This window comes from Streptomyces sp. NPDC055254, from assembly GCF_053606025.1.
The window spans coordinates 347,090-371,690 of sequence record NZ_JBSGQV010000001.1; the positions used below are offsets into that span (position 1 = coordinate 347,090).

Sequence of the window (24,601 nt, forward strand, 5' to 3'; positions counted from 1 at the left end):
AGTCAGGTCCCTTCCGTCGTCACTTGGAGACGTTGACGGCCGGCGCGTCCTCGCCCAGGAGCTTGCCGTCCGAGGTCTCGAACTGCTGCTTGAACCCGGTGATGGCGTCGGCGATCGACGTCAGGGTGTCGTCCGACATCTTGCCGCCGTCGGCGATGGAGGTGAGGAGGTCCTTGCGCTCGCGGCGCAGGTGCTCCAGCAGCTCCGACTCGAAGCGACGGATGTCGTTGACCGGGACGTCGTCCATCTTGCCGGTGGTGCCGGCCCAGACGGAGACGACCTGCTCCTCGACGGGCATCGGCTGGTACTGGCCCTGCTTGAGCAGCTCGACCAGGCGCTTGCCGCGCTCCAGCGAGGCCTTCGACGCGGCGTCCAGGTCGGAACCGAAGGCGGCGAACGCCTCCAGCTCGCGGTACTGGGCCAGGTCCAGGCGCAGACGGCCGGACACCTGCTTCATGGCCTTGTGCTGCGCGGAGCCACCGACGCGGGAGACCGAGATACCGACGTTCAGCGCCGGGCGCTGGCCCGCGTTGAACAGGTCGGACTCCAGGAAGCACTGGCCGTCGGTGATGGAGATGACGTTGGTCGGGATGAACGCCGACACGTCGTTCGCCTTGGTCTCGACGATCGGCAGACCGGTCATCGAACCGGCACCCATGTCGTCGGACAGCTTCGCGCAGCGCTCCAGCAGACGGGAGTGCAGGTAGAAGACGTCACCCGGGTAGGCCTCGCGGCCCGGCGGGCGGCGCAGCAGCAGCGACACGGCGCGGTAGGCGTCGGCCTGCTTCGACAGGTCGTCGAAGATGATCAGGACGTGCTTGCCGGCGTACATCCAGTGCTGACCGATGGCGGAACCGGTGTACGGCGCCAGGTACTTGAAGCCGGCCGGGTCGGACGCCGGGGCGGCGACGATCGTCGTGTACTCGAGCGCACCGGCGTCTTCCAGGGCGCCGCGAACGGACGCGATGGTCGAGCCCTTCTGGCCGATGGCGACGTAGATGCAGCGGACCTGCTTGTTCACGTCGCCCGAGCGCCAGTTGTCGCGCTGGTTGATGATCGTGTCGACGGCCAGGGCGGTCTTGCCGGTCTGACGGTCACCGATGATCAGCTGACGCTGGCCGCGGCCGATCGGCACCATCGCGTCGATGGCCTTGTAGCCGGTCTGCATCGGCTCGTGGACCGACTTGCGGACCATGACGCCGGGGGCCTGCAGTTCGAGGGCGCGGCGGCCCTCGGTCGCGATCTCGCCGAGTCCGTCGATCGGGTTGCCGAGCGGGTCGACAACGCGGCCGAGGTAACCCTCGCCGACGCCGACGGAGAGCACCTCACCGGTGCGCTGCACCGGCTGGCCCTCCTCGATACCGCTGAACTCGCCGAGGACGACCGCACCGATCTCGCGCTCCTCAAGGTTGAGGGCGAGACCGAGGGTGCCGTCCTCGAACTTCAGCAGCTCGTTCGCCATGGCGGAGGGCAGGCCCTCCACCTTCGCGATGCCGTCGCCGGCAACGCTGACCGTTCCGACCTCCTCGCGCGAGGCCGCGTCCGGCTGGTACGACTGGACAAAGTTCTCCAGTGCGTCCCGGATCTCCTCCGGCCGGATCGTGAGCTCCGCCATCTGGGTTCCCTGCTCTCCTTGTTGGGCCTGAAGCTTCTTAGGGGTCTGGGGGCGACCCCCAGGAATCTTCTGCAAGTTCTGCACGGCCCAACCGGGCCGCTAGGAATGCTTTTGTTCTGTTGGTGGCTGGTCAGCCGGCCATGCGACGGGTCGCCTCGGAGAGGCGGTCCGCGATGGTGCCGTCAATGACCTCGTCGCCGACTCGCACCGAGATCCCGCCGAGGACCTCGGGGTCCACGTCGAGGTTCAGGTGCATCTGGCGGCCGTACAGCTTGGCCAGTACCGCACCGAGACGCTGCTTCTGCGCGTCGCTGAGCGGAACCGCGGTGGTCACGGTGGCGACCATGCGGTCACGGCGCTCGGCGGCGAGCTTGGAAAGGGACTCCAGTCCCGCTTCCAGGCTACGTCCACGCGGGTGCGTGACGAGACGGACGACCAGGCGCTCGGTGACGGCGTTCGCCTTGCCGCCGAGCAGGCTGCGCAGCAGCTCGCTCTTGGCGGAGGCGGTGGCCGCACGGTCGGTCAGCGCGGAGCGCAGCTCGGTGCTGGAGGAGACGATCCGGCCGAACCGGAACACCTCGTCCTCGACGTTGTCGAGCGCGCCCGACTGCTGGGCCGCCGTGAGGTCGGCGGTCGCCGCCAGCTCCTCCAGCGAGTCCACCAGGTCGCGGGACTGCGACCAGCGGGACCGTGCCATGCCGGACACCAGGTCGAGGGTCTCCCCGCCCACCTGGCCCGCCAGCAGTCGGCCCACCAGCTCGGCCTTGGCCTCGCCGGACTGCGCCGGGTCCGTGATGACCCGACGCAGCGAGACCTCACGGTCGAGCAGCGCGGTGACGGCAGCCAGCTCACCGGCGAGCTTCGCCGCGTCGACGGACGTGTTGTCCGTCAGCGCGTCGAGACGCTCGCGTGCGGAGGCCAGTGCCTCGCGGCTCGCTCCGTTCATCGGGCGGCCTCGGCCTTCTCCTCGAGTTCGCTGAGGAAACGGTCGATCGTGCGGCTCTGCCGGGCGTGGTCCTCAAGGGACTCGCCGACGAGCTTGCCGGCCAGGTCGGTGGCGAGCTTGCCCACGTCCTGGCGCAGCGCCTGAGAGGCGGCCTTGCGGTCGGCCTCGATCTGGGCGTGGCCGGCAGCGATGATCTCCTCACGCTGCCGCTGGCCCTCTGCGCGCAGTTCTTCCTTGAGCGCAGTGCCCTGCTCCAGCGCGTCCTGGCGCAGGCGCGCGGCCTCGTGCCGGGCTTCGGCGAGCTGGGCCTTGTACTGCTCCAGCACGCTCTGGGCCTCGGTCTGAGCGGCTTCCGCCTTTTCGATACCGCCTTCGATGGCCTCGCGACGCTCGTCCAGAACCTTGTTGATGTTCGGGAGGAGCTTCTTGGCGAGGAAGCCGAAGACGATGACGAAGGCGATCAGACCGATGACGAGCTCGGGGAGCGGCGGGATCAGAGGACTCTGAATTTCCTCGGCCGCGAGAACCATGAGGTTCACATCAGTGCCTTTCGTCTAGTGGACTGGTCGTGAGTCCGAAGATCACACGCCGTAGACGAACGGCATGACCAGACCGATGAGGGCGAGCGCCTCACAGAAGGCGAAGCCGAGGATCTGGTTGGCGCGGATCAGACCGGCCGCCTCGGGCTGACGAGCAAGAGCCTGGGTGCCGTTACCGAAGATGATGCCGACGCCGACGCCGGGGCCGATGGCAGCGAGGCCGTAACCGATGGAGCCGAGGGAGCCGCTGACGGCAGCAAGGGTCTGGGACATGCCAGTTCTTCCTTCTCTTTCACGGACCGGTGGGGGTTGGCCACCGGACGAATAAGGGACTCAGGGAGCGTTGATCAGTGGTGCTCGGCGAGCGCGCCCTGAATGAAGCTGCAGGCCAGGAGGACGAAGACGTACGCCTGGACAGCCTGGATGAAGAGCTCGAAAGCGGTCATCACCAGGACCATGATGAACGAGACGCCCGCGTAGGCGATTCCGATGCCGTTCAGCAGGTACCAGCTGGCGATCGTGAAGAGCAGCAGCAGGGTGTGACCGGCGAACATGTTCGCGAACAGTCGGACCGCGTGGGTGAAGGGGCGGACCAGGACGTTCGAGAAGAACTCGATGACCATGACCATCGGCAGGACCGGGCCGAGCGACTTGTCGTAGCCCGTCAGGTTCTTGAAGCCGCCGACGAAGCCGTGACGCTTGAACGTCACGCTCATCCAGATCACGTACACGATGGCCGCGAGGCCGGCGGGGTACGCGATGATCGCGGTCACCGGGAACTGGGCCAGCGGAACGATGGACCAGAGGTTCAGGACCCAGACGAAGAAGAACAGCGAGACCATCAGGGGGACGTACTTCTCGCCCTCCTTCTTGCCCAGCGTCTCGTAGACGATGCCGCGGCGCACGAAGTCGTAGCCGGCCTCGGCGACCATCTGGAGCTTGCCCGGGACCACCTTGGGCTTGCGGAAGGCCGCCCAGAAGAAGGCGAGGATGACGACCGAGCCGAGGAGGGCCAGCAGCATCGTCTTGTTGAAGTAGATGTTGCTGTCCGCGTCACCGAAGATCGGCTCGAACAGGAACGAGTGCAGGCCGGGAGCCGGGAAGCCACAACCGTCGAAGATGTGGCAGTCGGTCTCGAAGGCGAGCACCGTCGTCGGGTCAGCACTCACCGCGGGCTCCTTCAGCGTGGCGCATAGGTACGGCAACCTCGTTGTGTCGGCGCGGCGCACAGCCGCTGTTCGGCACTGGACTGGTGTTACGGGTGTGGGGGCGGCGTTCAGGCATCGAGCCTCGCGATGGGACAGGCGTCAGCTCAGATGCCCGCGCCCGCAGTGCCGCAGTTGGCACCGGACGATAGCAGGATCTCGAACGCCCACTTATCCCGGCCCTACCGTTCACGACTTCGGCCCCGAGTTCTCGGGCTTGTCGCCCTTCATCGAGTCTGGTTCGACGTAAAGGATCTTGGCTTTCATGTGAGCACGCGTCTGTGCGCCGATCCACACCAGGGTGGTGGCGACGAGCGTCACGGCGAAGGCCTTGGGGTGGAACAGCGTGGTGTTCTTGAACGCCGCGACAAAAACGAAGAGCAGCAGGATCTGGGCCGTGTAGAGCATGAGCCCCATGGCCTGGAAGAGGTGCGGTAGCGACTTCGCGGTGCGCTGCAGAACGACGAATCCGATGCCCATGAACAGAATCACGACCAGCGTCGCGACGACGGCCCCGATCGCGCCCTTGCCGCCGACGACCAGCACGCTGATCACCGCGGCGAGAGCACCGGCGACAGCCGTGGGTACGGCGGCTTGCAGGAGGGATCGGACGTCATCAGACCGCATGGCGGGTCGCTCCGCGTGGTGGTGGGGGCATGGGACTCGTGCGGGACGAGCGTAGGCCCGGTCCGAGTGTGAGCCTCGGGCCAATGGACCGTCGCACTACGGTCCTTCGGCTCTGTCGCCGGGTTTAGTGAACGGTATCACAAACTATTTGATGAGAGCTTTACCTGGCAGGTGTGCCGACTGTCACACATGAGAGTGACCCTGCGCGTGTGTGCGCGCCACCGAGGCGTCTTGTCTGCTAAAGGGCGTCCATGTCGGACATGCGCCCTCGGGGTCACCGGGTCGACTCGGCCTTGCGCCGGTCGGGGAAGCGCGAACGGGGGCCCACGGCGGTCGCCCCGTTGACGCCGGAGACACCCGCGACGACGGGCCTGACGGGTTCGGGCTCCGTCGCCGTCGCCTCCTGCGCGGCCGCCTCGGCGGCGGCCTCCGCGGCCCGCGCGGCGTGCCGGTAACGGGGCGGAACAAGTCCCTCCGCCCAGCGCGGGGTCCGCGGGGTGAAGCGCGGCAGGAGCAGCAGGATCAGGCCGACGGCGCTCAGGCCGGCGATCGCCAGCACGATCCACATCGAGGCGGAGTGCACGGAGTAGGCCACCGCCCCGAAGGCGATCAACCCCGACCAGAAGTACATGATCAGCACCGCGCGGCTGTGGGAGTGCCCGAGCTCCAGCAGCCGGTGGTGCAGGTGGCCCCGGTCCGCCGCGAAGGGCGACTGGCCCTTCCAGGTCCGCCGGACGATGGCGAGGGCCAGGTCGGCCATCGGGATCGCGATGATCGTCAGGGGCAGGATCAGCGGGATGAAGACGGGGATCATCGCGTGCGTCGCGTTGCGCTCACCACCCGCGAACAGGGCCATCGTGTCGGGGTCCACCTGGCCGGTGATGGAGATGGCGGACGCGGCCAGCACCAGGCCGATGAGCATGGATCCGGAATCGCCCATGAAGATCCGCGCGGGGTGCATGTTGTGCGGCAGGAAGCCCAGGCACATGCCCATCAGGATCGCGGCGAAGAGCGTCGCGGGCGCGGCCGCCTCGATGCCGTAGCCGAACCAGATCCGGTAGGCGTAGAGGAAGAACGCCGTGGCGGCGATGCACACCATGCCGGCGGCCAGGCCGTCGAGCCCGTCCACGAAGTTCACGGCGTTGATGGTGATCACGACGAGGGCGACGGTGAGCAGGTTGCCCTGCCACTGGGTCAGGGAGACCGTGCCGAGGCCCGGGATCGGAATCCACAGCACGGTCAGGCCCTGCATCACCATCACGCCCGCGGCGATCATCTGCGCGCCCAGCTTGATCAGGGCGTCGAGCTCGAACTTGTCGTCGAGCACGCCGACCAGCCAGATCAGGGCCGCCCCGGAGAGCAGGGCCCGCGGCTCGTTCGACAGCTCGAAGACCCCGTTGAGGTTCCGCAGGTGGTCGGCGACCAGCAGTCCCGCGCACAGCCCGCCGAACATGGCGATGCCGCCGAGCCGGGGTGTCGGCTCGCGGTGCACGTCGCGGGCCCGGATCTCCGGCATGGCCCCGACCGCGATCGCGAACTTCCGCACGGGCCCGGTCAGCAGGTAGGTCACCGCGACCGTGACGCAAAGCGTCAGCAGATATTCACGCACGGGCTGCCCCAGATGTATCGCCGGCCATCTCAGCCCCACACATTAGCTGCGATGTTCCCAGTGCCGAGGACGCGAGGGGGCGGTATCCCGGTTGCGGTACGCCCCGCTTGTCCTGCTTATTGCCCGTACGGGGGAAATTCGCGCACGAGCTCCGTGACCTCCGTACGGGTCCTCGCCGCCTCTCCGCGCAGTGCGGCCGTGAACAGCTCCGCGATCTTGAACATCTGCGCCTCCCCCATCCCCTGGGTGGTGACGGCCGCCGTCCCCAGCCGGATCCCGCGCTGGTCCCCGTACGGCAGGGCGCAGGTGTCCAGCACGATCCCGGCCGCCGCCAGCCGGCCGCGGGCGGTCGGGCCGTCGACCCCCAGCGAGGCGGGGTCCGCGGTCACCAGGTGCGTGTCGGTACCGCCCGTGGTGACCGTGAAGCCGTGGTCCGCCAGGGCCTGCGCCAGGGTTCGGGCGTTGGCCACGACCCGGTGGGCGTACGTACTGAAGGCCGGTGCGGCCCCTTCGCCGAACGCCACGGCCTTGGCGGCGATGGTGTGCATCTGGGCGCCGCCCTGGGTGAAGGGGAACACCGCCCGGTCGATCCGCTCGGCGAACTCCGCGCCGCACAGGACCATCCCGCCGCGCGGCCCGCGCAGCACCTTGTGGGTGGTCGCGCACACGATGTCCGCGTACGGGACGGGGCTGGGCGCGGCCCCGCCGGCGACGAGCCCGATGGGGTGGGCGGCGTCGGCGATCAGGTGGGCGCCGACCTCGTCGGCGATCTCCCGGAAGGCCGAGTACTGGAGGTGGCGGGGATAGGAGATGGAGCCGCAGACGATCGCCTTGGGCCGGTGCGCGTGGGCGAGCTGCTGCACCTGCTCGTAGTCGACGAGCCCGGTCTCCGGGTCCACGCCGTACCCGATGAAGTCGAACCACCGCCCGGAGAAGTTGGCGGGCGAGCCGTGGGTGAGGTGTCCGCCGTACGGGAGCCCCATGGCCAGAACCGTATCCCCCGGTCTGAGCAGTGCGGCGTAGGCGGCGAGGACGGCGGAGGAGCCCGAATGCGGCTGGACGTTGGCGTGCTCGGCCCCGAACAGCGTCTTCGCCCGCTCCACCGCGAGCTGCTCCGCCAGGTCGGCGTACTCGCACCCGCCGTGGTAGCGGGCGCCGGGATAGCCCTCGGCGTACTTGTTGGCCAGCGGTGACGCGAGCGCCGCGAGGACGGCGGGCGAGGTGAAGTTCTCGGCGGCGATCAGCTGGAGCGTGCCGGCCTGCCGGTGCGCCTCCCCGGCGAGCACGTCGGCCATCTGGGGGTCCTGCTGCCGCAGCAGGTCCGTAGGCGGGGTGATGACGCTCATGGCGCGACTCCAGGGGGTACCGGGTACCAGCCACTGTAGGCCCGCTCCCCGCGACCCGCCCTGCGGAAACGCGGCCGGCCCGTCGCGCGGCGCCGCGGCCGCGCACCCACGGGGTCGGCGCGGGGCGGTGACACCCCTCAGCGCGGGGCAGTGACAGCCGTCAGCGCGGGGCGGTGACGCCCGTCAGCGCCGTGACCACGGGGTCCAGCGCCTGGTTGATCTCGTCGCCGATCGAGCGGAAGAAGGTGATCGGCGCCCCGTACGGGTCGTACACCTCGTCCGCGTCGGGCGAGGGGGCCAGCAGCCAGCCGCGCAGCGCGGCCGCCGCTCGTACCAGGGACCGCGCCCGCTCCGCCATGCCGTCGTCCAGCGGCGGCAGCGTGGCCGGGTCTATCGCCCGAACCAGCCGGGTGAATTCCTTCAGCGTGAAGGTGCGCAGCCCCGCCGAGTGCCCCATGGAGATGACCTGGGCCCGGTGGTCGCGCGTGGCGGTCAGCACCAGGTCGGCGCGGATGACGTGCTCGTCGAGCAGCTCCCGCCCGGTGAATCCGGTGGCGTCGGCCCCGAAGTCCGCCAGCACCGCGGCCGCGTTCGCCTCCATCGGGGCGCCCTCGTGGCCCCACGTCCCGGCGCTCTCCACGATGAGGTCGCCCGCGACGATGCCGCCGAGGCGGTGCGAGAGGGCGTGGCGCGTCAGCCGCTCGGTGATGGGCGAGCGGCAGACGTTGCCGGTGCTGACGTGGAGTATGCGGAAGGAGTCTCCCCCGGACTCCGCCGGGAGGTGCCCCCTTGCTATGCCACGCCCCTCAGGGCTCACGGGGCCACCTCGAGGTCGGGTACGACCTCCCGCAGCTGGTCGGCGGTGAGCGCCCCCTCACGCAGCAGGACGGGCACCTTGCCGGTGACGTCGACGATGGACGACGGCTGGATGCCGGGCGTCGGCCCGCCGTCCAGGTACACGGACACGGAGTCCCCGAGCATCTCGCACGCCGCGTCGCAGTCCTCGGGCGCCGGGTGCCCGGACAGGTTGGCCGAGGACACCGCCATCGGGCCGACCTCGGTCAGCAGCTCGATCGCGACGGGGTGCAGCGGCATGCGTACGGCCACGGTGCCCTGGGTGTCCCCGAGGTCCCACGCCAGCGACGGCTGGTGCCTGGCGACCAGGGTCAGCGCGCCCGGCCAGAAGGCGTCGACGAGCTCCCACGCCTGCTCGGAGAAGTCCGTGACCAGGCCGTGCAGGGTGTTCGGGGAACCGATGAGCACGGGCGTGGGCATGCTGCGGCCCCGGCCCTTGGCGGCCAGCAGCTCGTGGACGGCGTCCGGGCTGAAGGCGTCCGCGCCGATCCCGTACAGGGTGTCGGTGGGCAGCACGACGAGCTCGCCGCGGCGTACGGCGGATGCGGCTTCACGCAGGCCCGTCTTGCGGTCCGTCGCGTCGTTGCAGTCGTATCGCCGGGCCATCAGCGGGCCTCCTCGTGCGGAAGGGGGGTGGCAAGGAGAGACGTCGCGCCGGTCACGGCAGGGCCTTGCGGGCCGTGGCGAAGCGCGGGCGGTTGTTGAGGTCCGGGTGGTCGGCCGCGTCGGCCCAGCCCCGCTCCTCGGCGAAGATCCACGGCACCTGGCCGCCCTGGGTGTCGGCGTGCTCGATGACGACGATGCCGCCGGGCCGGAGCAGCCGGTGGGCGGTGCGCTCGATGCCGCGGATCGTGTCCAGGCCGTCCTCGCCCGAGAAGAGCGCCATCTCGGGGTCGTGGTCCCGGGCCTCGGGGGCGACGTACTCCCACTCGGTGAGCGGGATGTACGGCGGGTTGGAGATGACGAGGTCTACCTGGCCGTCGAGCTCCGGGAGGGCGCTCAGCGCGTCCCCCTGGTGCACGGTGACCCGGGAGTCCTCGGCGTTCTTGCGGGTCCAGCGCAGGGCGTCCTCGGAGAGCTCGACCGCGTGCACGCGCGAGCGCGGCACCTCCTGCGCCATGGCGAGCGCGATGGCGCCGGAGCCGGTGCACAGGTCCACGATCATCGGCTCGACGACGTCCATCGCCCGGACCGCCTGTATGGCCCAGTCGACGACCGACTCGGTCTCGGGCCGGGGTACGAAGACCCCGGGGCCGACCTGGAGCTCCAGGTACCGGAAGAAGGCGCGGCCGGTGATGTGCTGGAGCGGCTCGCGCGCCTCGCGGCGGGCGACGGTCTCCCAGTAGCGGGCGTCGAAGTCCGTGTCCTTGACGTGGTGCAGTTCCCCCCGCTTGACGCCGTGCACGTAGGCCGCGAGCTCCTCCGCGTCGAAGCGCGGTGAGGGCACGCCGGCGGCGGCCAGCCGCTGAGTGGCTTGGGCCACTTCGGCAAGCAGCAAGTTCACGCTGGTCCTCCGGGCTGCTGTCGTACGGGGGTGGTACGGGGCGTGGGTAGCGCGTCGCCGCGCGACCGCGGCAGCCCCGTCAGTGGGCGGCCGCGAGCTTGGCCGCGGAGTCGGCGTCGACGCAGGCCTGGATGACCGGGTCGAGGTCGCCGTCGAGCACCTGGTCCAAGTTGTACGCCTTGAAGCCGGTGCGGTGGTCCGAGATCCGGTTTTCCGGGTAGTTGTACGTACGGATCTTCTCGGAACGGTCCACCGAGCGCACCTGGCTGCGGCGCACGTCGGAGGCCTCCTGCTCGGCGGCCTCCTGCGCCGCGGCCAGCAGCCGCGAGCGGAGGATGCGCATGGCCTGCTCCTTGTTCTGGAGCTGGCTCTTCTCGTTCTGGCAGGAGGCGACCACGCCGGTCGGCAGGTGCGTGATCCGCACGGCCGAGTCGGTGGTGTTGACGGACTGGCCGCCGGGGCCGGAGGAGCGGTACACGTCGATGCGCAGGTCGTTCATGTTGATCTCGACCTCGACCTCCTCGGCCTCCGGGGTGACGAGCACGCCGGCGGCGGAGGTGTGGATGCGGCCCTGCGACTCGGTGGCCGGAACCCGCTGGACGCGGTGCACGCCGCCCTCGTACTTCAGGCGGGCCCACACGCCCTGGCCGGGCTCGGTGGCCCCGTTGCCGCCCTTGGTGCGGACGGAGACCTGGACGTCCTTGTAGCCGCCGAGCTCGGACTCGGTGGCGTCGATGATCTCGGTCTTCCAGCCCACGCGCTCGGCGTAGCGCAGGTACATCCGCAGCAGGTCGCCGGCGAACAGGGCCGACTCGTCGCCGCCCGCGCCCGCCTTGACCTCCAGCAGCACGTCCTTGTCGTCGCTCGGGTCGCGCGGGACGAGCAGCAGCCGGAGCTTCTCGGTGAGCTCCTCGCGCTGCGCCGTGAGCTCCTTGACCTCCGCCGTGAAGTCCGGGTCGACCTGGGCGAACTCCTTCGCCGTCTCGATGTCCTCGGCCGACTGCTTCCAGGCACGGAAGGTCGCGACGATCGGGGTCAGCTCCGCGTAGCGCTTGTTCAGCTTGCGCGCGTTGGCCTGATCCGAGTGGACCGAAGGGTCGGCGAGCTTCTTCTCGAGATCGGCGTGCTCGCCGATCAGGTCCTCGACCGCTTCGAACATCGGGGTACTCCTGGGGTAAATGTGCGGGACTGCGCGGGGGTGGCGGAACGACGACAAAGGCGCCGGTCCGGCCGCCCCCGCGTGGTCAGGGGGCGGCCGGTGACCGGCGCCTGGGTCGCGCTACTTCGTGGCCGCACCCTTGCCGAAGCGGGCCTCGAAGCGGGCCACGCGGCCACCGGTGTCGAGGATCTTCTGCTTGCCCGTGTAGAACGGGTGGCACTCGGAGCAGACCTCGGCACGGATGTTGCCGTTGGTCAGGGTGGAGCGGGTGGTGAACGACGCGCCACAGGTGCAGCTGACCTGGGTCTCGACGTACTCGGGGTGGACTTCGCGCTTCAAGGTGTCTCCTAGATTCGGGAGGGCGCCGGGTCGCAGGAGCCGAATTGCGCACTGCGTGAACCGGGGCCGACAGACCAGTCTGCCAGGACCGGGCTGCCTGTCAAAATTCTGATGACGCCTCCCTCAACGGAGGGGGCCCGGCATCTATTCCGGCCGGCTCCGGGGGCGCGCACTAGCGGACGATCGAGCCGGCTCCACCCTTGTCGCCGACCGAGTCCGCGACGGCCTCGGCGGGGATCGGCCGGTCCGCCAGGAGGGCGTCCCAGACCAGTCGGGACTCCTTGGTGAGCGGGGCCACGCGGTGGGGATCGACGGCGTCGGCGGTCACCGGCAGGGTGATCATCTGCATGTCCTGGACGTCGATGCCCTGGAGGCCCTGGGCGAATCCCGCGAGGGACTTCACGTCGCCGAGCGCCTTGTCGGTGGTCAGGGCCTTGGTGGCGGTGTCGGCGAGGTCGAGCAGCCGCTTGGGGTTGTCGAACACGCCGACACCCTTGACCTGCCTGATCAGGGCCTTGATGAAGGCCTGCTGGAGCTGGATGCGGCCCAGGTCGCTGCCGTCGCCGACGCTCTTGCGGGTACGGACCAGGCCCAGGGCCTGCTCGCCGTTCAGTCGGTTCGTGCCGGCCGCGAGGTCGAGGTGGCTGGCGGCGTCCTTGATCGGCACGGTGGTGGTCACCTCGACGCCGCCGAGGTTGTCGACGATCTTCTTGAAGCCCGTGAAGTCGACCTCGATGTAGTGGTCCATGCGGATCCCCGACATCTTCTCGACGGTCTTGACCGCGCAGGCGGCCCCGCCGACGGTGTAGGACTCGTTGAACTGCTCGCGCGGGCCCCCGGGGTCGGTCTTCCCGCCGGCGGTGGCGCAGGAGGGCCGGGCGACCATGGTGTCCCGGGGTATCGATATGACACCGGCCTTCTCGTGGCCCTCGTACAGGTGGACGATCATCGCGGTGTCGGAGCGCGCGGAGCCGCCGTCGTCGCGGCCGTACTCGCCGTTGGCCCCGCCGCGGGAGTCGGAACCGAGGACGAGGATGTCCATCGAGCCGTTGTCGGTGTTCTGCGGGCGGCCGGTGCCCAGCGCCTGGTCGATGTCCACGGTCTTCAGGTTGCCGTTGAGCTTGACGTAGAAGTAGCCGACGCCCGCGCCACCGAGCAGGACCACGCCCGCGGCGGTCCACGCGGCGACCGCGAGGGCCCTGCGGCGCTTCGCCGGCTTGCGGCGGCGGCCCGCGGCGCGGCGGCCCCGGCCCGTGCTGTCCTGGCTCATGCTCTCCTCGGTCCTGAGTCCGGTGCCCTCTTCTGTGCCCTTCTCGCTGCCCTGGGGGAGACGACCGGTACCTCTCCAGGGTTCCACGCGCACCGGGCGCTCCGGTCTTGCTGCATCTGCGAAGCAGCGGGCAAACCCCCCGTACTGGCGCACCTACCTGCGGTTTCGGTAGGCGGCGCGGTGGGCGGGTACGGGGTCGGCGCGGGGCCGGGGTGTGGCGAAGGTCGCACCGCACGCCCGCGGCCGGCTCGTGGCGACGCCGTCCGTCCCGCAGGGGGAAAACGCGCGGCCGCCCCCGCCGCGGGTGCGGCGGGGGCGGCTGCGGGCGGACCGGTGGGACCTCAGTCGTCGTTCTTGCCCGACGGCGTCGTCTTCGCGATCTGCATCAGGAACTCGGCGTTCGACTTCGTCTGCTTCATCTTGTCGAGCAGCAGCTCGATCGCCTGCTGGGAGTCGAGCGCGTGCAGCACCCGGCGCAGCTTCCAGACGATGGCGAGCTCCTCCGCGTTGAGGAGGATCTCTTCCTTGCGGGTGCCCGACGGGTCGACGTCGACGGCCGGGAAGATGCGCTTGTCGGCGAGCTTCCGGTCGAGCTTGAGCTCCATGTTGCCGGTGCCCTTGAACTCCTCGAAGATCACCTCGTCCATGCGCGAGCCGGTGTCGACGAGCGCGGTGGCCAGGATGGTCAGCGAGCCGCCGTCCTCGATGTTGCGCGCGGCACCGAAGAAGCGCTTCGGCGGGTACAGCGCGGTCGAGTCGACACCACCGGACAGGATGCGGCCGGAGGCGGGCGCCGCGAGGTTGTACGCGCGGCCCAGACGGGTGATGGAGTCCAGCAGGACGACCACGTCGTGACCGAGCTCGACGAGACGCTTGGCGCGCTCGATGGCCAGCTCGGCGACGGTGGTGTGGTCCTCGGCCGGGCGGTCGAAGGTGGAGGAGATGACCTCGCCCTTCACCGACCGCTGCATGTCGGTGACCTCTTCCGGACGCTCGTCGACCAGGACGACCATCAGGTGGCACTCGGGGTTGTTGACGGTGATCGCGTTGGCGATCGCCTGCATGATCATGGTCTTGCCGGTCTTCGGCGGAGCCACGATCAGGCCTCGCTGGCCCTTGCCGATCGGCGCGACGAGGTCGATGATGCGGGTCGTCAGCACACCCGGGTCGGTCTCCAGGCGGAGCCGGTCCTGCGGGTAGAGCGGGGTCAGCTTCTGGAACTCCGGGCGTCCGCGGCCGGATTCGGGCGCCATGCCGTTCACCGAGTCCAGACGCACGAGGGCGTTGAACTTCTCGCGGCGCTCCCCGTCCTTGGGCTGGCGCACCGCACCGGTGGTGTGGTCGCCCTTGCGCAGACCGGCCTTGCGGACCTGGGCGAGGGAGACGTACACGTCGTTCGGGCCGGGCAGGTAGCCCGAGGTCCGGATGAACGCGTAGTTGTCGAGGATGTCGAGGATGCCCGCGACGGGGATCAGCACGTCGTCGTCGGCGACCTGCGGCTCGCTCGGGGCGAACTCGTCGCGGCCGCGACGGCCCCGGCGGTCGCGGTAGCGGCCCCGACGGCCGCGACGGCCGCCCTCGTCGTCGAAGTCGTCCTGCGGACCGTTGTCCTGGCGGTCCTGGCGGTCCTGGCGACCCTGCTGGCCCTGCCCGCGGCCGCCCTGCTGCTGGCGGTCCTGGCGGTCGCCGCGCTCGGGACGGTCCTGGCGGTCGCCGCGCTCGGCGCGGTCCTGACGGCCGCCGCCCTGCGCGGACTGGCCCTGGCCGCCCTGGCCGCTCTGGCCCTGGCCGCCCTGGCCGCCCTGAGCGCCCTGGCCCTGGTCGTCGGCCTTGGCGCCGCGGTCGCGGCGGTCGCGCTGGCGGTCGCCGCGCTCGGCACGGTCACCGCGCTCGGCGCCCCGGTCCCGGCGGTCACGACGGCCGCGGCCCTCGCCCTCCTGGGCCGGCGCGGAGACGGCGGTGGCCGCCTCGGCACGGACGTCGGTCTGCGGCACGGTGGCCGCCTCGGCCCTGGCGGCCTCGGTCTTCTCCTCGACCTGCACGGCGGCGGGGGCCGAGGCCTCCGGGCTACCGGACGGGGCGGTGGCCCGACGGCGGCGGCGCTCGCCGACCGGGGCGTCGTCGCTGGCCGGCTGCCCCGGAATGTCGATCTGCGCCTGCGCGGCGGGCTTCTCGGCGGGCGCCTCGGCGGCGGCCTCACCGGTACGGGCCTTGCTGGTGGCGCGGCGCTTCGGCTTGGCCTCGGCGGTGTCCGCGGCGGAGGACGCGGCCTTGGGGGCACTGCCGCCCGCCTGCGCCTCCTTGATGACCTCGATCAGCTGGCTCTTGCGCATCCGCGCGGTGCCCCGGATGCCGAGGCCCGACGCGACCTGCTGGAGCTCGGCCAGGACCATCCCGTCAAGGCCGGTGCCGGTGCGGCGACGCTTGGGCGCGGCGCCCGCGGCGGGGGCACTGGTGTCGACAGAGGTGTCGGCAGCGCCCATCAGATCGGTGGTGTCGCTCACGAAGGGTCCTTCCCTGGAGCGGACGTCGGCCTGTCTGGCTCGGCGACCGGTTGTGCTGTCCGACAGCAGTCCTGGATGTGGACCGTGCCGGGGCGGTGGTCCGCCGATAGGGATACGGCGGAGAGAAACGTGCGTGGGTGGTTCCGGCGAGAAGCTCCCGAGCTGGAAGCGTGGGAATGTCACGCCGATTCCGGAGCGTGCTCGAAACTGCTGGAGTGGATCAAAGCAGTCGGGGAGGCTCCCGGAAGAAAGGTGGTCCCGGAGGGGGACACTGAGCACCGAGCCATGGCGGCTTCGGATGCGCACTTGAGACTAACACTACCGGATCCAACAGACATTCCCCCTCTCAATGACCGGCAATCGCGCCGTTCCGCTCGGACGGCCTGCCCTGACCGTCCGCCCCTGACCGGCCGGTATCAGCCGCCCTGGGTTCCCAGCGGAAGGACGCTCGCGCCCGCGGCGTCGAGTGCGAGCCGGTTGGCCGCCCACCCCTCGCCCGCGAGCCGCGCGACCTTGTCGGCCGCGCCGTTGTCGACCAGCGCGAGGACCGTGGGGCCCGCACCGGAGATGACCGCGGGGATGCCGTCCGCCCGCAGCCGGTTGACGAGTGCCACGCTCTCGGGCATCGCCGGGGACCGGTACTCCTGGTGGAGCCGGTCTTCGGTGGCCGGCAGCAGGAACTCGGGACGCCTGGTCAGGGCCTCCACGAGCAGGGCCGCGCGACCCGCGTTGACGGCCGCGTCCACGTGCGGGACGGTGCGCGGCAGCAGGCCGCGCGCGGTCTCCGTCAGGACCGGCTTGGAGGGGACGAAGACCACCGGAACGACGGAATCGGCGGGCTCCATCCGGATGGCCTTGGCGCTGCCCCCGTCCATCCACGCCAGGGTGAAGCCGCCGAGCAGGCAGGCGGCGACGTTGTCGGGGTGGCCCTCGATCTCGGTGGCGAGTTCCAGCAGCGCGCTGTCGTCGAGCTTGGCCTCGCCGCCTATGGTCACGGCGCGCGCCGCGACGATGCCGGCGCAGATGGCGGCGGAGGAGGAGCCGAGGCCTCGGCCGTGCGGGATGCGGTTGGCGCAGACGACCTCAAGGCCGCGCGGCTGTCCGCCCAGCAGGTCGAAGGCGGTGCGCATGGAACGTACGAGCAGGTGGCTCTCGTCCCGCGGGAGGGTGTCGGCGCCCTCGCCCGCGATGTCGATGTTCAGGCCGGAGTCGGCCACCCGGACGACGACGTCGTCGTAGAGCCCCAGGGCCAGGCCGAGGGCGTCGAAGCCCGGGCCGAGATTGGCACTGCTGGCGGGAACGCGCACCCGTACGGCGGCGGCGCGGAACGCTGGACCGGCCATCGTCCGATGACACTCCTTGTGACTGTGCGAGATCTTCGCTCTTCGCTGACTCGCTGCGAATGTACTGGAGAACGTACGACACCCGAAGGCCCTCGGGGCAGCACCGCGGTCATATGCGGGTGGCGGATGTAAGTACAGCCTATCGAAGGAAGGTTCTCCCGCGACACAGGGCGCACGGGAGGCGCACGATGCGTGTCGCGGGCTTCGGCCGCACTTTTGTCGTCGTACGGGGTGAGTTGCCGGGTTCCGGAGGGTTCCGGACGGGCCCGGGGGCCTTGGGCCCCTCCGGAACCCGGCACTCGGGCCGTTCGGTCAGACCAGTCCGAGCCGCACGGCGGCGGCCTCGGCGTCCACCGGAATGGTGACCGGTTGCGGAGCGCCGGCGACCGCCCAGTCGGGGTCCTTCAGGCCGTTTCCGGTGACGGTGCACACGATCGTCTGACCGGGGTCGACCAGGCCCAGCTCGGCGGCCTTGAGCAGGCCGGCCACCGAGGCGGCCGAGGCGGGCTCGACGAAGACGCCCTCCTGAGAGGCCAACAGGCGGTACGCCGCGAGGATCTGACGGTCGGTCACCTCGTCGATGAAACCGCCCGACTCCTCGCGCGCGGCCAGCGCGTAGTCCCAGGAGGCCGGGTTGCCGATCCGGATCGCGGTGGCGATGGTGTGCGGCTCCTTGACGATCTCCCCGCGCACGATGGGCGCGGAGCCCGAGGCCTGGAAACCCCACACGCGCGGCGTACGGGAGGCCAGGCCGTCGGCCTTGTACTCCTTGAAGCCCTTCCAGTACGCGGTGATGTTGCCGGCGTTGCCGACGGGCAGCACGTGGATGTCGGGGGCGTCACCGAGCGCGTCGACGATCTCGAACGCGGCCGTCTTCTGACCCTCGATGCGCACCGGGTTGACCGAATTGACCAGCGCCACCGGGTAGTTGTCCGACAGCGCGCGGGCCAGGGCGAGGCAGTCGTCGAAATTGCCGTCCACCTGGAGGATCTTGGCGCCGTGCACGAGCGCCTGGCCCATCTTGCCCAGCGCGATCTTGCCGCGGGGCACGAGGACCGCGGACACCATCCCGGCACGCACCGCGTACGCGGCGGCGGAGGCGGAGGTGTTGCCCGTGGAGGCGCAGATGACGGCCTTGGCGCCGTCCTCCTTGGCCTTGGTGATCGCCATGGTCATGCCGCGGTCCTTGAAGGACCCGGTGGGGTTGGCCCCCTCGACCTTGAGGTGCACCTCGCAGCCGGTGCGCTCGGAGAGCACCTGCGCGGGGACGAGGGGAGTGCCGCCCTCGCGGAGCGTGACCACGGGAGTCGCGTCCGTCACCGGCAGGCGGTCCCGGTACTCCTCGATGATGCCGCGCCACTGGTGGGTGCGATTGCTGCTCATGGGTCCTTACTCCCCTTCAACACGCATGATGCTGGCGACACCGCGCACGGTGTCCAGCTTCCGCAGCGCTTCGACGGTCCCGGAGAGGGCGGCGTCGGGCGCCCGGTGAGTGACGACGACGAGGGAGGCTTCGTTGCCGACCCCGTCCGGACGTCCTTGCTGTCGTACGGTATCGATCGACACCCCGTGCTCGGCGAACGTGGTCGCCACCTGGGCGAGGACGCCCGGCTTGTCCGACACGTCCAGGCTGATGTGGTAGCGGGTGACGACCTCGCCCATGGCGCTGACCGGCAGCTGGGTGTACGCCGACTCGCCGGGCCCCGTTGCCTCGGCGAGCTTGTTGCGGCAGACGGCGACCAGGTCGCCGAGGACCGCGGACGCCGTCGGCGCGCCGCCCGCGCCGGGCCCGTAGAACATGAGCCGCCCGGCGGCCTCCGCCTCGACGAAGACCGCGTTGTACGCCTCGCGGACAGAGGCCAGCGGGTGGCTGAGCGGGATCATCGCGGGGTGCACGCGGGCGGTGACGGACTCGCCGTCGGCGGCGCGCTCCAGGATCGCGAGGAGCTTGATGGTGCAGCCCATGCGCTTCGCCGAGGCGAAGTCGGCGGCGCTGACCTCCGTCATGCCCTCGCGGTAGACGTCGTCGAGGCGGACCCGGGTGTGGAAGGCGATGCCCGCCAGGATCGCGGCCTTGGCGGCGGCGTCGTAGCCCTCGACGTCGGCGGTCGGGTCGGCCTCGGCGTACCCGAGGGCGGTGGCCTCGTCGAGCGCCTCCTGGTACCCGGCGCCGGTCGAGTCCATCTTGTCGAGGATGAAGTTCGTCGTGCCGTTGACGATGCCCATGACCCGGTTGATCTTGTCGCCGGCGAGGGATTCGCGCATCGGGCGGACCAGCGGGATGGCGCCGGCGACGGCGGCCTCGTAGTACAGGTCCAGCCCGGCCGCCTCGGCGGCGGCGTGCAGGGCCGCGCCGTCCTGGGCGAGCAGGGCCTTGTTCGCCGAGACGACCGAGATGCCGTGCTCGAAGGCGGTGGTGATCAGGGTGCGGGCCGGCTCGATGCCGCCGATGACCTCGATGGCGACGTCGACGTCCCCGCGTTTGAGGAGGGCCGTCGCATCGGTGGTGACGAGGGCGGGATCGATGCCCTCGCGCACCTTCGAGGGGCGGCGTACGGCCACGCCGGCGAGCTCGACGGGAGCGCCGATCCTGGCCGTCAGGTCGTCGGCGTGCGTCGTCATGATGCGCGCCACCTCTGAGCCGACCACTCCACAGCCCAGCAGCGCCACCTTCAGCGGACGCGTACGCATCATTCGACCTACGCCTTTCGATCTTCCCTCGGTACCCCGCGCGCGGTTTGTTCGCCGGGTTTGAACCAGTCTCACTCAATGGACAGCACTTTCCATCCTCGGTCCATTGAGTGAGACACCTATTTCATCATCCGAGGTCGAGTCGCAGGAGATCTTCCTCCGTCTCGCGCCGGACGATGACGCGGGCCTGTCCGTCACGCACGGCGACGACGGGCGGGCGCAGCGCGTGGTTGTAGTTGCTGGCCATCGAGCGGCAGTACGCACCGGTGGCCGGGACGGCGAGGAGGTCACCGGGCGCGAGGTCCGCGGGCAGGAACGCGTCCTTCACCACGATGTCACCGCTCTCGCAGTGCTTGCCGACCACGCGGGTGAGCATCGGCGCGGCGTCGGAGGTGCGGGAGACCAGGCTGATCGAGTACTCGGCGTCGTACAGGGCCGTACGGATGTTGTCGGACATGCCGCCGTCGACACTGACGTACGTACGGAGTCCCTCAAGGGGCTTGATCGTCCCCACCTCGTACAGCGTGAACGCCGTAGGGCCGACGATCGCCCGACCGGGCTCGACGGAGATTCGCGGCGCCCGCAGGCCTGCGCCCTCGCACTCGCGGGACACGATCTCGGTCAGCGCCTTGGCGATCTCGTGGGGCTCGCGGGGGTCGTCGTCGGAGGTGTAGGCGATGCCGAGGCCGCCCCCGAGGTCGATCTCGGGAAGCTCGACGCCGTGCTCGTCGCGGACGGCGGCCAGCAGCTGCACGACACGCTTGGCGGAGACCTCGAAGCCGGCCATGTCGAAGATCTGCGAGCCGATGTGGGAGTGGACGCCGAGCAGCTCCAGCGAGTCGTGCCCGAGCGCCCGCCGGACCGCCTCGGCGGCGGAGCCGTCGGCCACGGCGATGCCGAACTTCTGGTCCTCGTGGGCGGTGGCGATGAACTCGTGCGTGTGCGCCTCGACGCCGACCGTCACCCGGATCTGCACGGGCTGGCGCACGCCCAGCTCACGGGCGACGTGCGCGACGCGGGCGATCTCCTGGAAGGAGTCGAGGACGATGCGCCCCACGCCCGCTTCCACGGCCCGCCTGACCTCGGCCTCGGACTTGTTGTTGCCGTGGAAGGCGATCCGCCCGGCGGGCATCCCGGCGGCCAGGGCGGTGGCCAGCTCCCCGCCGGAGCACACGTCGAGGTTCAGCCCTTCCTCCTTGAGCCACTTCACGACGGCCTTGGAGAGGAACGCCTTGCCCGCGTAGAAGACGTCGGCGTCCTTGCCGAAGGCGTGCGCCCAGGCGCGGCAGCGCGCCCGGAAGTCCTCCTCGTCGAGGAAGAAGGCGGGCGTTCCGAACTCCTGCGCCAGTCGGGTCACTTCGATCCCGCCGACGGAAACCACCCCATCGGGTGCGCGCCGGACGGTGCTCGCCCAGACCTTCTCGTCGAGGACGTTCAGGTCGGCGGGCGGCGGGGAGTAGTGCCCCTCGGGCAGGACGTCGGCGTGGCGGGGCCCTGCGGGGTGGGCGGAACGGCTCATCGGTATCTCTCTTCGCGGGTCACAGGCGTGTCGGTGCGGCTATGCCGAGCAGGGCGAGGCCGCCGGCCAGCACCGTCCCGGCGGCTTCGGCGAGAGCCAGCCGGGCACGGTGGGCGGCCGAGGGTTTCTCGTCCCCGTGGGGCAGGACGCGGTACTGGTAGTCGAGCAGCGCGTCGGCCAGCTCGACGAGGTGCCGGGCGAGTCGCTCGGGCGCGCGGTGGTACGCGGCGGCTTCGAGGACGAGCGGGTAGTCGGCGAGGGCGCGGAGCAGCGGACCGCGGGCACCGCCGTCCGCGGTCTCGCCGGGGGCGGGGCCGAAGCCCAGGAGTGCGGCATTGGCCACGAGGGCGCGGGCGCGGGCGTGTGCGTAGCGCACCCGGAAGAACGCGCTGGCCTCGCCCTGCACGAGGAGCCCGTCGGAGAACTCGGGCGTCTCCCGGGCCGGCACGACGAGCATGGCCCAGCGGGCGGCATCACTCCCGTACCGGGCCAGGACGTCGCCGTCACGCTGGGCGACGGGGGCGACGGGGGTGTCGTGGGGCGGTGCTGCCTCGTCGGCGCTGCCTTGGGCCCGCAGGATCCGCCCGACGGCGTCCCGGACGACACGTTCCCGCAGGCCGGTGGGGCCGGCGTGGGCGGTGGGGCCGGCGTGGCCGGCATGGCCGCCTCCGCCGTCGTGGCCGGCATGGCCAACCTGACCGACGTGGCCAGCATGGCCGTCTCGGCCAGCCTGACCGACGTGACCGACGTGACCGGGAGGAGGCTCGGCCGGCGCGGAGGTGCCGGTATCCGTATCGGCATCCCCGGCTCCCTCGGCCGCGACGACGAGAGCGGCAAGACAAACTGGTGAAAGGGGAGCGAGTACGAAATTCAGAAATCCCGCCCCGGTGACGTCGACGCGCTCGATCCCGGGAACGGCTTCCAGCCGGCGGGCCAGCACAGCGGCGACTTCGGCGGGCCTGCGTCCGGCGCTCTTGGCCACCTGGAAGGCGACGGGGGTCGCGTACTCCCCCACCCCACCGGGACGCGTCCGCTCGACGACCACCCGCCCGGGCGCCTCGACCCCGACCGGCAGCTCCCCGTCCTCGACGGCGCGGCGCACGGCGCCCACGACGGTACGGGGAAGGTCAGCGGGGTTCACGCGACCCAGCCTAGGGGAGACGACCGCCCACCAGGCGGAGGGTTTCGCCATATGAACAGGGACGACCACAGGAGCCCGCCCGGAGACTCCCTACCGACCGCCCCCGGGCCGGGGGCCGGGGGCGGGGGCCGGGAGCCGAGAGCCGAGAGCCGAGGGCGGGGGCCGGGGGCCGAGGCCGGGGGCCGAGAGCCGAGAGCCGAGAGCCGAGGGCCGAGGGCCGAGGCCGAGAGCCGAGGCCGAGAGCCGAGGACCGGGGGCGGGGGCCGGGGCCGCAGCCGAGTTCAGAGCCAGGGCCGGGGCCGGAGGCGGGGCGGGGGCGGGGGCTGGCCGCCCCAGCCACCGAGCGCCCGATCACCAGTCGTCAACCCGGCAGGGGCAGGGGGCTGGGGCCCGGGGGCCGGGTTCAGGGCCACGCCCGGAGCCGGGCCCAGAGCCGGGGCCGGGGCGGGGGGGGGCGGGCCGCCCCAGCCATCGGCCGCCCGATCACCAATCGTCAACCGAGCCGGGGCCGGGGGGCCAGCGGCCCGGGGGGCAGGGGCCGGAGCCAGTACCGGAGCCGGAGCCAGAGCCGGGCCCAGAGCCCATGGCCGGAGACTGAGGCAGTGGCCCCCCCCAGCCACCGGCCGCCCGATGCCCAATCGCCAAACGGGCAGGGGATGGGGGCCGAGGGCCCGTGGGCCCGGGGGCCGGGGGGCCGGGGCCGAGCTCAGAGCCAGGGCCGGAGGCGGTGGCGGGGCGGGCCGCCCCAGCCATCGGCCGCCCGATCACCAATCGTCAACGGGCAGGGGCTGGATGTCTGGATGTACAGGGCGCTCAACCCCGCGGACTGGCACGACGCACAACGGCCGATGCGGGGGCAGGGGCACCGGCAAGATCCGCAAGGACGACCCAGGAAGGTGTTCCAGTCGGCACTCGGGCGGTCGGATGCTCGGGCGTAGGGCACTCGGCACTTGGTCGGGCGGTCGGGCGGTATGGCGGTCGGGCGGTGGATGCTCGGGCGGTAGGGCACTCGGCGCTCGGGCACTCGGCGCTCGGGCACTCGGCGCTCGGGCGGTCGAGCGGCCGGATGAGGGCCAAGCGGTCAGGCGCTCGCGCGGGTCGGCCGGTCGGCGGTCAGGCCACTCGTGCGCTCATACGTTCGGCCGCCGGCTGGCGATGCGCGGCGCCGGACAGGGCGACAGGGCGAGAGGGGCTCAACCGGGACGGAATCCAGCAGGGGACGGGACCACCCTCAGCCCCTCCCCCGCCCGGCGGGGGTCCCCTTCCGCTCGCGCCGATCCTTGCGCTCGGCCAGCCGCCGCACGACCTGCACCAGCTCGGCGGGCTCGAAGGGCTTGGCGACGAAGGCATCCACCCCGGCCACGATCCCGGCCTCCACCTCGTGGTGCGTACAGGCACTGACGATGGCGACGGGCAGGTGCCGCGTCCGCGGATCGGCCCGCAACTGCGCGGCGGCCCCGAACCCGTCCAGCCGGGGCATGACCACGTCAAGGGTGATGACATCGGGACGCACGCGATGCACGATGTCCAGGCACTCGACACCATCGTTCGCGGTCACGACCTCGAAACCCTCCAGCTCGAGATTGACCTTGATCAGCTGCCGGATGACCTTGTTGTCGTCGACAACAAGCACCCGGCCCGAGGCGCCTGGCACAACTCGAGAGTAGGTCCGCCGAACCCCCCGCGTCCGGGTTTTCGCCACTTCCACCCCGTCCGGGCGACCCGCCCTCCCTCCCCCCGCAAACGGGTTCCTGATCACCCCGACGAAGCTGGTAGTGTTCAACCCGTCGCCGCAACACAGGCGACGCGCCCCCGTAGCTCAGGGGATAGAGCAACGGCCTCCGGAGCCGTGTGCGCAGGTTCGAATCCTGCCGGGGGCACTCCAGCCGGACCAGCGTGAAACACCCGCTGACCAGCAAGAGTGCCAAGCATGAAGACCTGGACCCAGTCCCACTGAGTCCAGGTCTTTGTCGTTGTTGCGCACTGATCGCGATAGACCTGCGCTAGAGCTGCTGGGGACCGGGCCTCCGAAGAGGGAAGCACCGTCCGTCTGCGGAACGAAGCAACCGAAGCTCCAGCCCAGTCCCGACCGGCTCGACCGCAGTCAGATTGCGCCAGCCCGCTCGGTCGGGGTGACTCGAAGCTACGCCCGGCACCCCCTTCCGCCCCTTCAAAGTGCACCGCTGTTGGTCGTGTGCTGTCCTGAAGATGCCGGTTGGCGCGCGAGCCTTCGAGCATGGCAAGCAGAACTTGAACCGAGCCATCAGCGGCCAAGCAGCTGACTCATATCCACCGCGCAAGCCGAATCCGGCCCCCTTGGGTCACCGCTGAACTCGACACCTCTCAGTCCGAGATGAGATCCGAGGTGAGAGCTGTGCACTTCTCTAAG

21 protein-coding genes and 1 tRNA gene are annotated in these 24,601 nt (G+C 70.9%); 1 reads left to right on the forward strand and 21 read right to left on the reverse strand.

Annotation, left to right across the window (positions count from 1 at the left end; translation table 11 throughout):
- Positions 1-19: 19 nt before the first annotated feature.
- The 21 genes from atpA to ACWFQ8_RS01580 form a co-directional block, all read right to left on the reverse strand.
- A complete protein-coding gene (atpA, locus tag ACWFQ8_RS01480) occupies positions 20-1,615 on the reverse strand; it encodes a F0F1 ATP synthase subunit alpha (protein WP_453784149.1) in 1,596 nt (531 codons plus the stop codon).
- Positions 1,616-1,745: 130 nt separating this feature from the next.
- Entirely contained in the window at positions 1,746-2,561 is an 816-nt protein-coding gene (locus ACWFQ8_RS01485; protein ID WP_453784150.1) for a F0F1 ATP synthase subunit delta, read from the reverse strand.
- A complete protein-coding gene (locus tag ACWFQ8_RS01490; RefSeq protein ID WP_384532808.1) occupies positions 2,558-3,091 on the reverse strand; it encodes a F0F1 ATP synthase subunit B in 534 nt (177 codons plus the stop codon). The genes ACWFQ8_RS01485 and ACWFQ8_RS01490 overlap by 4 nt, the downstream gene beginning before the upstream one ends.
- Positions 3,092-3,142: 51 nt before the next feature.
- On the reverse strand, positions 3,143-3,373 hold the full coding sequence (gene atpE / locus ACWFQ8_RS01495) for an ATP synthase F0 subunit C (protein ID WP_031039373.1): 231 nt from the start codon (positions 3,371-3,373) through the stop codon (positions 3,143-3,145).
- Between the two features lie 74 nt (positions 3,374-3,447).
- A complete protein-coding gene (gene atpB / locus ACWFQ8_RS01500; protein ID WP_453784288.1) occupies positions 3,448-4,284 on the reverse strand; it encodes a F0F1 ATP synthase subunit A in 837 nt (278 codons plus the stop codon).
- A gap of 210 nt (positions 4,285-4,494) precedes the next feature.
- Positions 4,495-4,932: a hypothetical protein gene (locus tag ACWFQ8_RS01505; protein ID WP_453784151.1), complete on the reverse strand. Its 438-nt coding sequence runs from the start codon at positions 4,930-4,932 to the stop codon at positions 4,495-4,497.
- A 274-nt stretch (positions 4,933-5,206) separates the two neighbouring features.
- Positions 5,207-6,541, reverse strand: a complete 1,335-nt coding sequence (locus ACWFQ8_RS01510; RefSeq protein WP_453784152.1) for an MraY family glycosyltransferase — start codon at positions 6,539-6,541, stop codon at positions 5,207-5,209.
- A 116-nt stretch (positions 6,542-6,657) separates the two neighbouring features.
- Complete coding sequence (locus tag ACWFQ8_RS01515; RefSeq protein ID WP_453784153.1) at positions 6,658-7,887, reverse strand: serine hydroxymethyltransferase; 1,230 nt, start codon at positions 7,885-7,887, stop codon at positions 6,658-6,660.
- A 160-nt stretch (positions 7,888-8,047) separates the two neighbouring features.
- Complete coding sequence (locus ACWFQ8_RS01520) at positions 8,048-8,704, reverse strand: arsenate reductase/protein-tyrosine-phosphatase family protein (RefSeq protein ID WP_453784154.1); 657 nt, start codon at positions 8,702-8,704, stop codon at positions 8,048-8,050.
- Positions 8,701-9,348, reverse strand: a complete 648-nt coding sequence (locus ACWFQ8_RS01525) for an L-threonylcarbamoyladenylate synthase (RefSeq protein WP_453784155.1) — start codon at positions 9,346-9,348, stop codon at positions 8,701-8,703. The genes ACWFQ8_RS01520 and ACWFQ8_RS01525 overlap by 4 nt, the downstream gene beginning before the upstream one ends.
- Before the next feature lie 52 nt (positions 9,349-9,400).
- Positions 9,401-10,246: a peptide chain release factor N(5)-glutamine methyltransferase gene (prmC, locus tag ACWFQ8_RS01530; RefSeq protein ID WP_453784156.1), complete on the reverse strand. Its 846-nt coding sequence runs from the start codon at positions 10,244-10,246 to the stop codon at positions 9,401-9,403.
- 79 nt (positions 10,247-10,325) lie between these two features.
- A complete protein-coding gene (gene prfA, locus ACWFQ8_RS01535) occupies positions 10,326-11,405 on the reverse strand; it encodes a peptide chain release factor 1 (protein ID WP_453784157.1) in 1,080 nt (359 codons plus the stop codon).
- A gap of 120 nt (positions 11,406-11,525) precedes the next feature.
- The gene (rpmE, locus tag ACWFQ8_RS01540; RefSeq protein WP_453784158.1) at positions 11,526-11,744 is read right to left on the reverse strand and encodes a 50S ribosomal protein L31; all 219 of its coding nucleotides are present in this window, start codon (positions 11,742-11,744) and stop codon (positions 11,526-11,528) included.
- A 172-nt stretch (positions 11,745-11,916) separates the two neighbouring features.
- Positions 11,917-13,014, reverse strand: a complete 1,098-nt coding sequence (locus ACWFQ8_RS01545; RefSeq protein ID WP_453784159.1) for an LCP family protein — start codon at positions 13,012-13,014, stop codon at positions 11,917-11,919.
- A gap of 341 nt (positions 13,015-13,355) precedes the next feature.
- Positions 13,356-15,518, reverse strand: coding sequence for a transcription termination factor Rho (gene rho / locus ACWFQ8_RS01550; protein ID WP_453784160.1), 2,163 nt, complete (start codon positions 15,516-15,518; stop codon positions 13,356-13,358).
- Between the two features lie 416 nt (positions 15,519-15,934).
- The gene (gene thrB / locus ACWFQ8_RS01555) at positions 15,935-16,861 is read right to left on the reverse strand and encodes a homoserine kinase (protein WP_453784161.1); all 927 of its coding nucleotides are present in this window, start codon (positions 16,859-16,861) and stop codon (positions 15,935-15,937) included.
- Between the two features lie 312 nt (positions 16,862-17,173).
- Entirely contained in the window at positions 17,174-18,244 is a 1,071-nt protein-coding gene (thrC, locus tag ACWFQ8_RS01560; protein ID WP_453784162.1) for a threonine synthase, read from the reverse strand.
- 6 nt (positions 18,245-18,250) lie between these two features.
- Positions 18,251-19,555 carry a homoserine dehydrogenase gene (locus ACWFQ8_RS01565; protein WP_453784163.1) on the reverse strand — a complete coding sequence of 435 codons (1,305 nt, stop codon included), beginning with the start codon at positions 19,553-19,555 and terminating at the stop codon, positions 18,251-18,253.
- Between the two features lie 124 nt (positions 19,556-19,679).
- On the reverse strand, positions 19,680-21,071 hold the full coding sequence (gene lysA, locus ACWFQ8_RS01570; protein ID WP_453784164.1) for a diaminopimelate decarboxylase: 1,392 nt from the start codon (positions 21,069-21,071) through the stop codon (positions 19,680-19,682).
- A 19-nt stretch (positions 21,072-21,090) separates the two neighbouring features.
- The gene (gene nrtL, locus ACWFQ8_RS01575) at positions 21,091-22,212 is read right to left on the reverse strand and encodes an ArgS-related anticodon-binding protein NrtL (protein WP_453784165.1); all 1,122 of its coding nucleotides are present in this window, start codon (positions 22,210-22,212) and stop codon (positions 21,091-21,093) included.
- A 1,231-nt stretch (positions 22,213-23,443) separates the two neighbouring features.
- The gene (locus tag ACWFQ8_RS01580) at positions 23,444-23,968 is read right to left on the reverse strand and encodes a response regulator (protein ID WP_453784289.1); all 525 of its coding nucleotides are present in this window, start codon (positions 23,966-23,968) and stop codon (positions 23,444-23,446) included.
- Between the two features lie 52 nt (positions 23,969-24,020).
- Between ACWFQ8_RS01580 and ACWFQ8_RS01585 the strand changes: the two genes are divergently transcribed.
- Positions 24,021-24,092, forward strand: a tRNA-Arg gene (locus ACWFQ8_RS01585).
- Positions 24,093-24,601 lie beyond the last annotated feature (509 nt).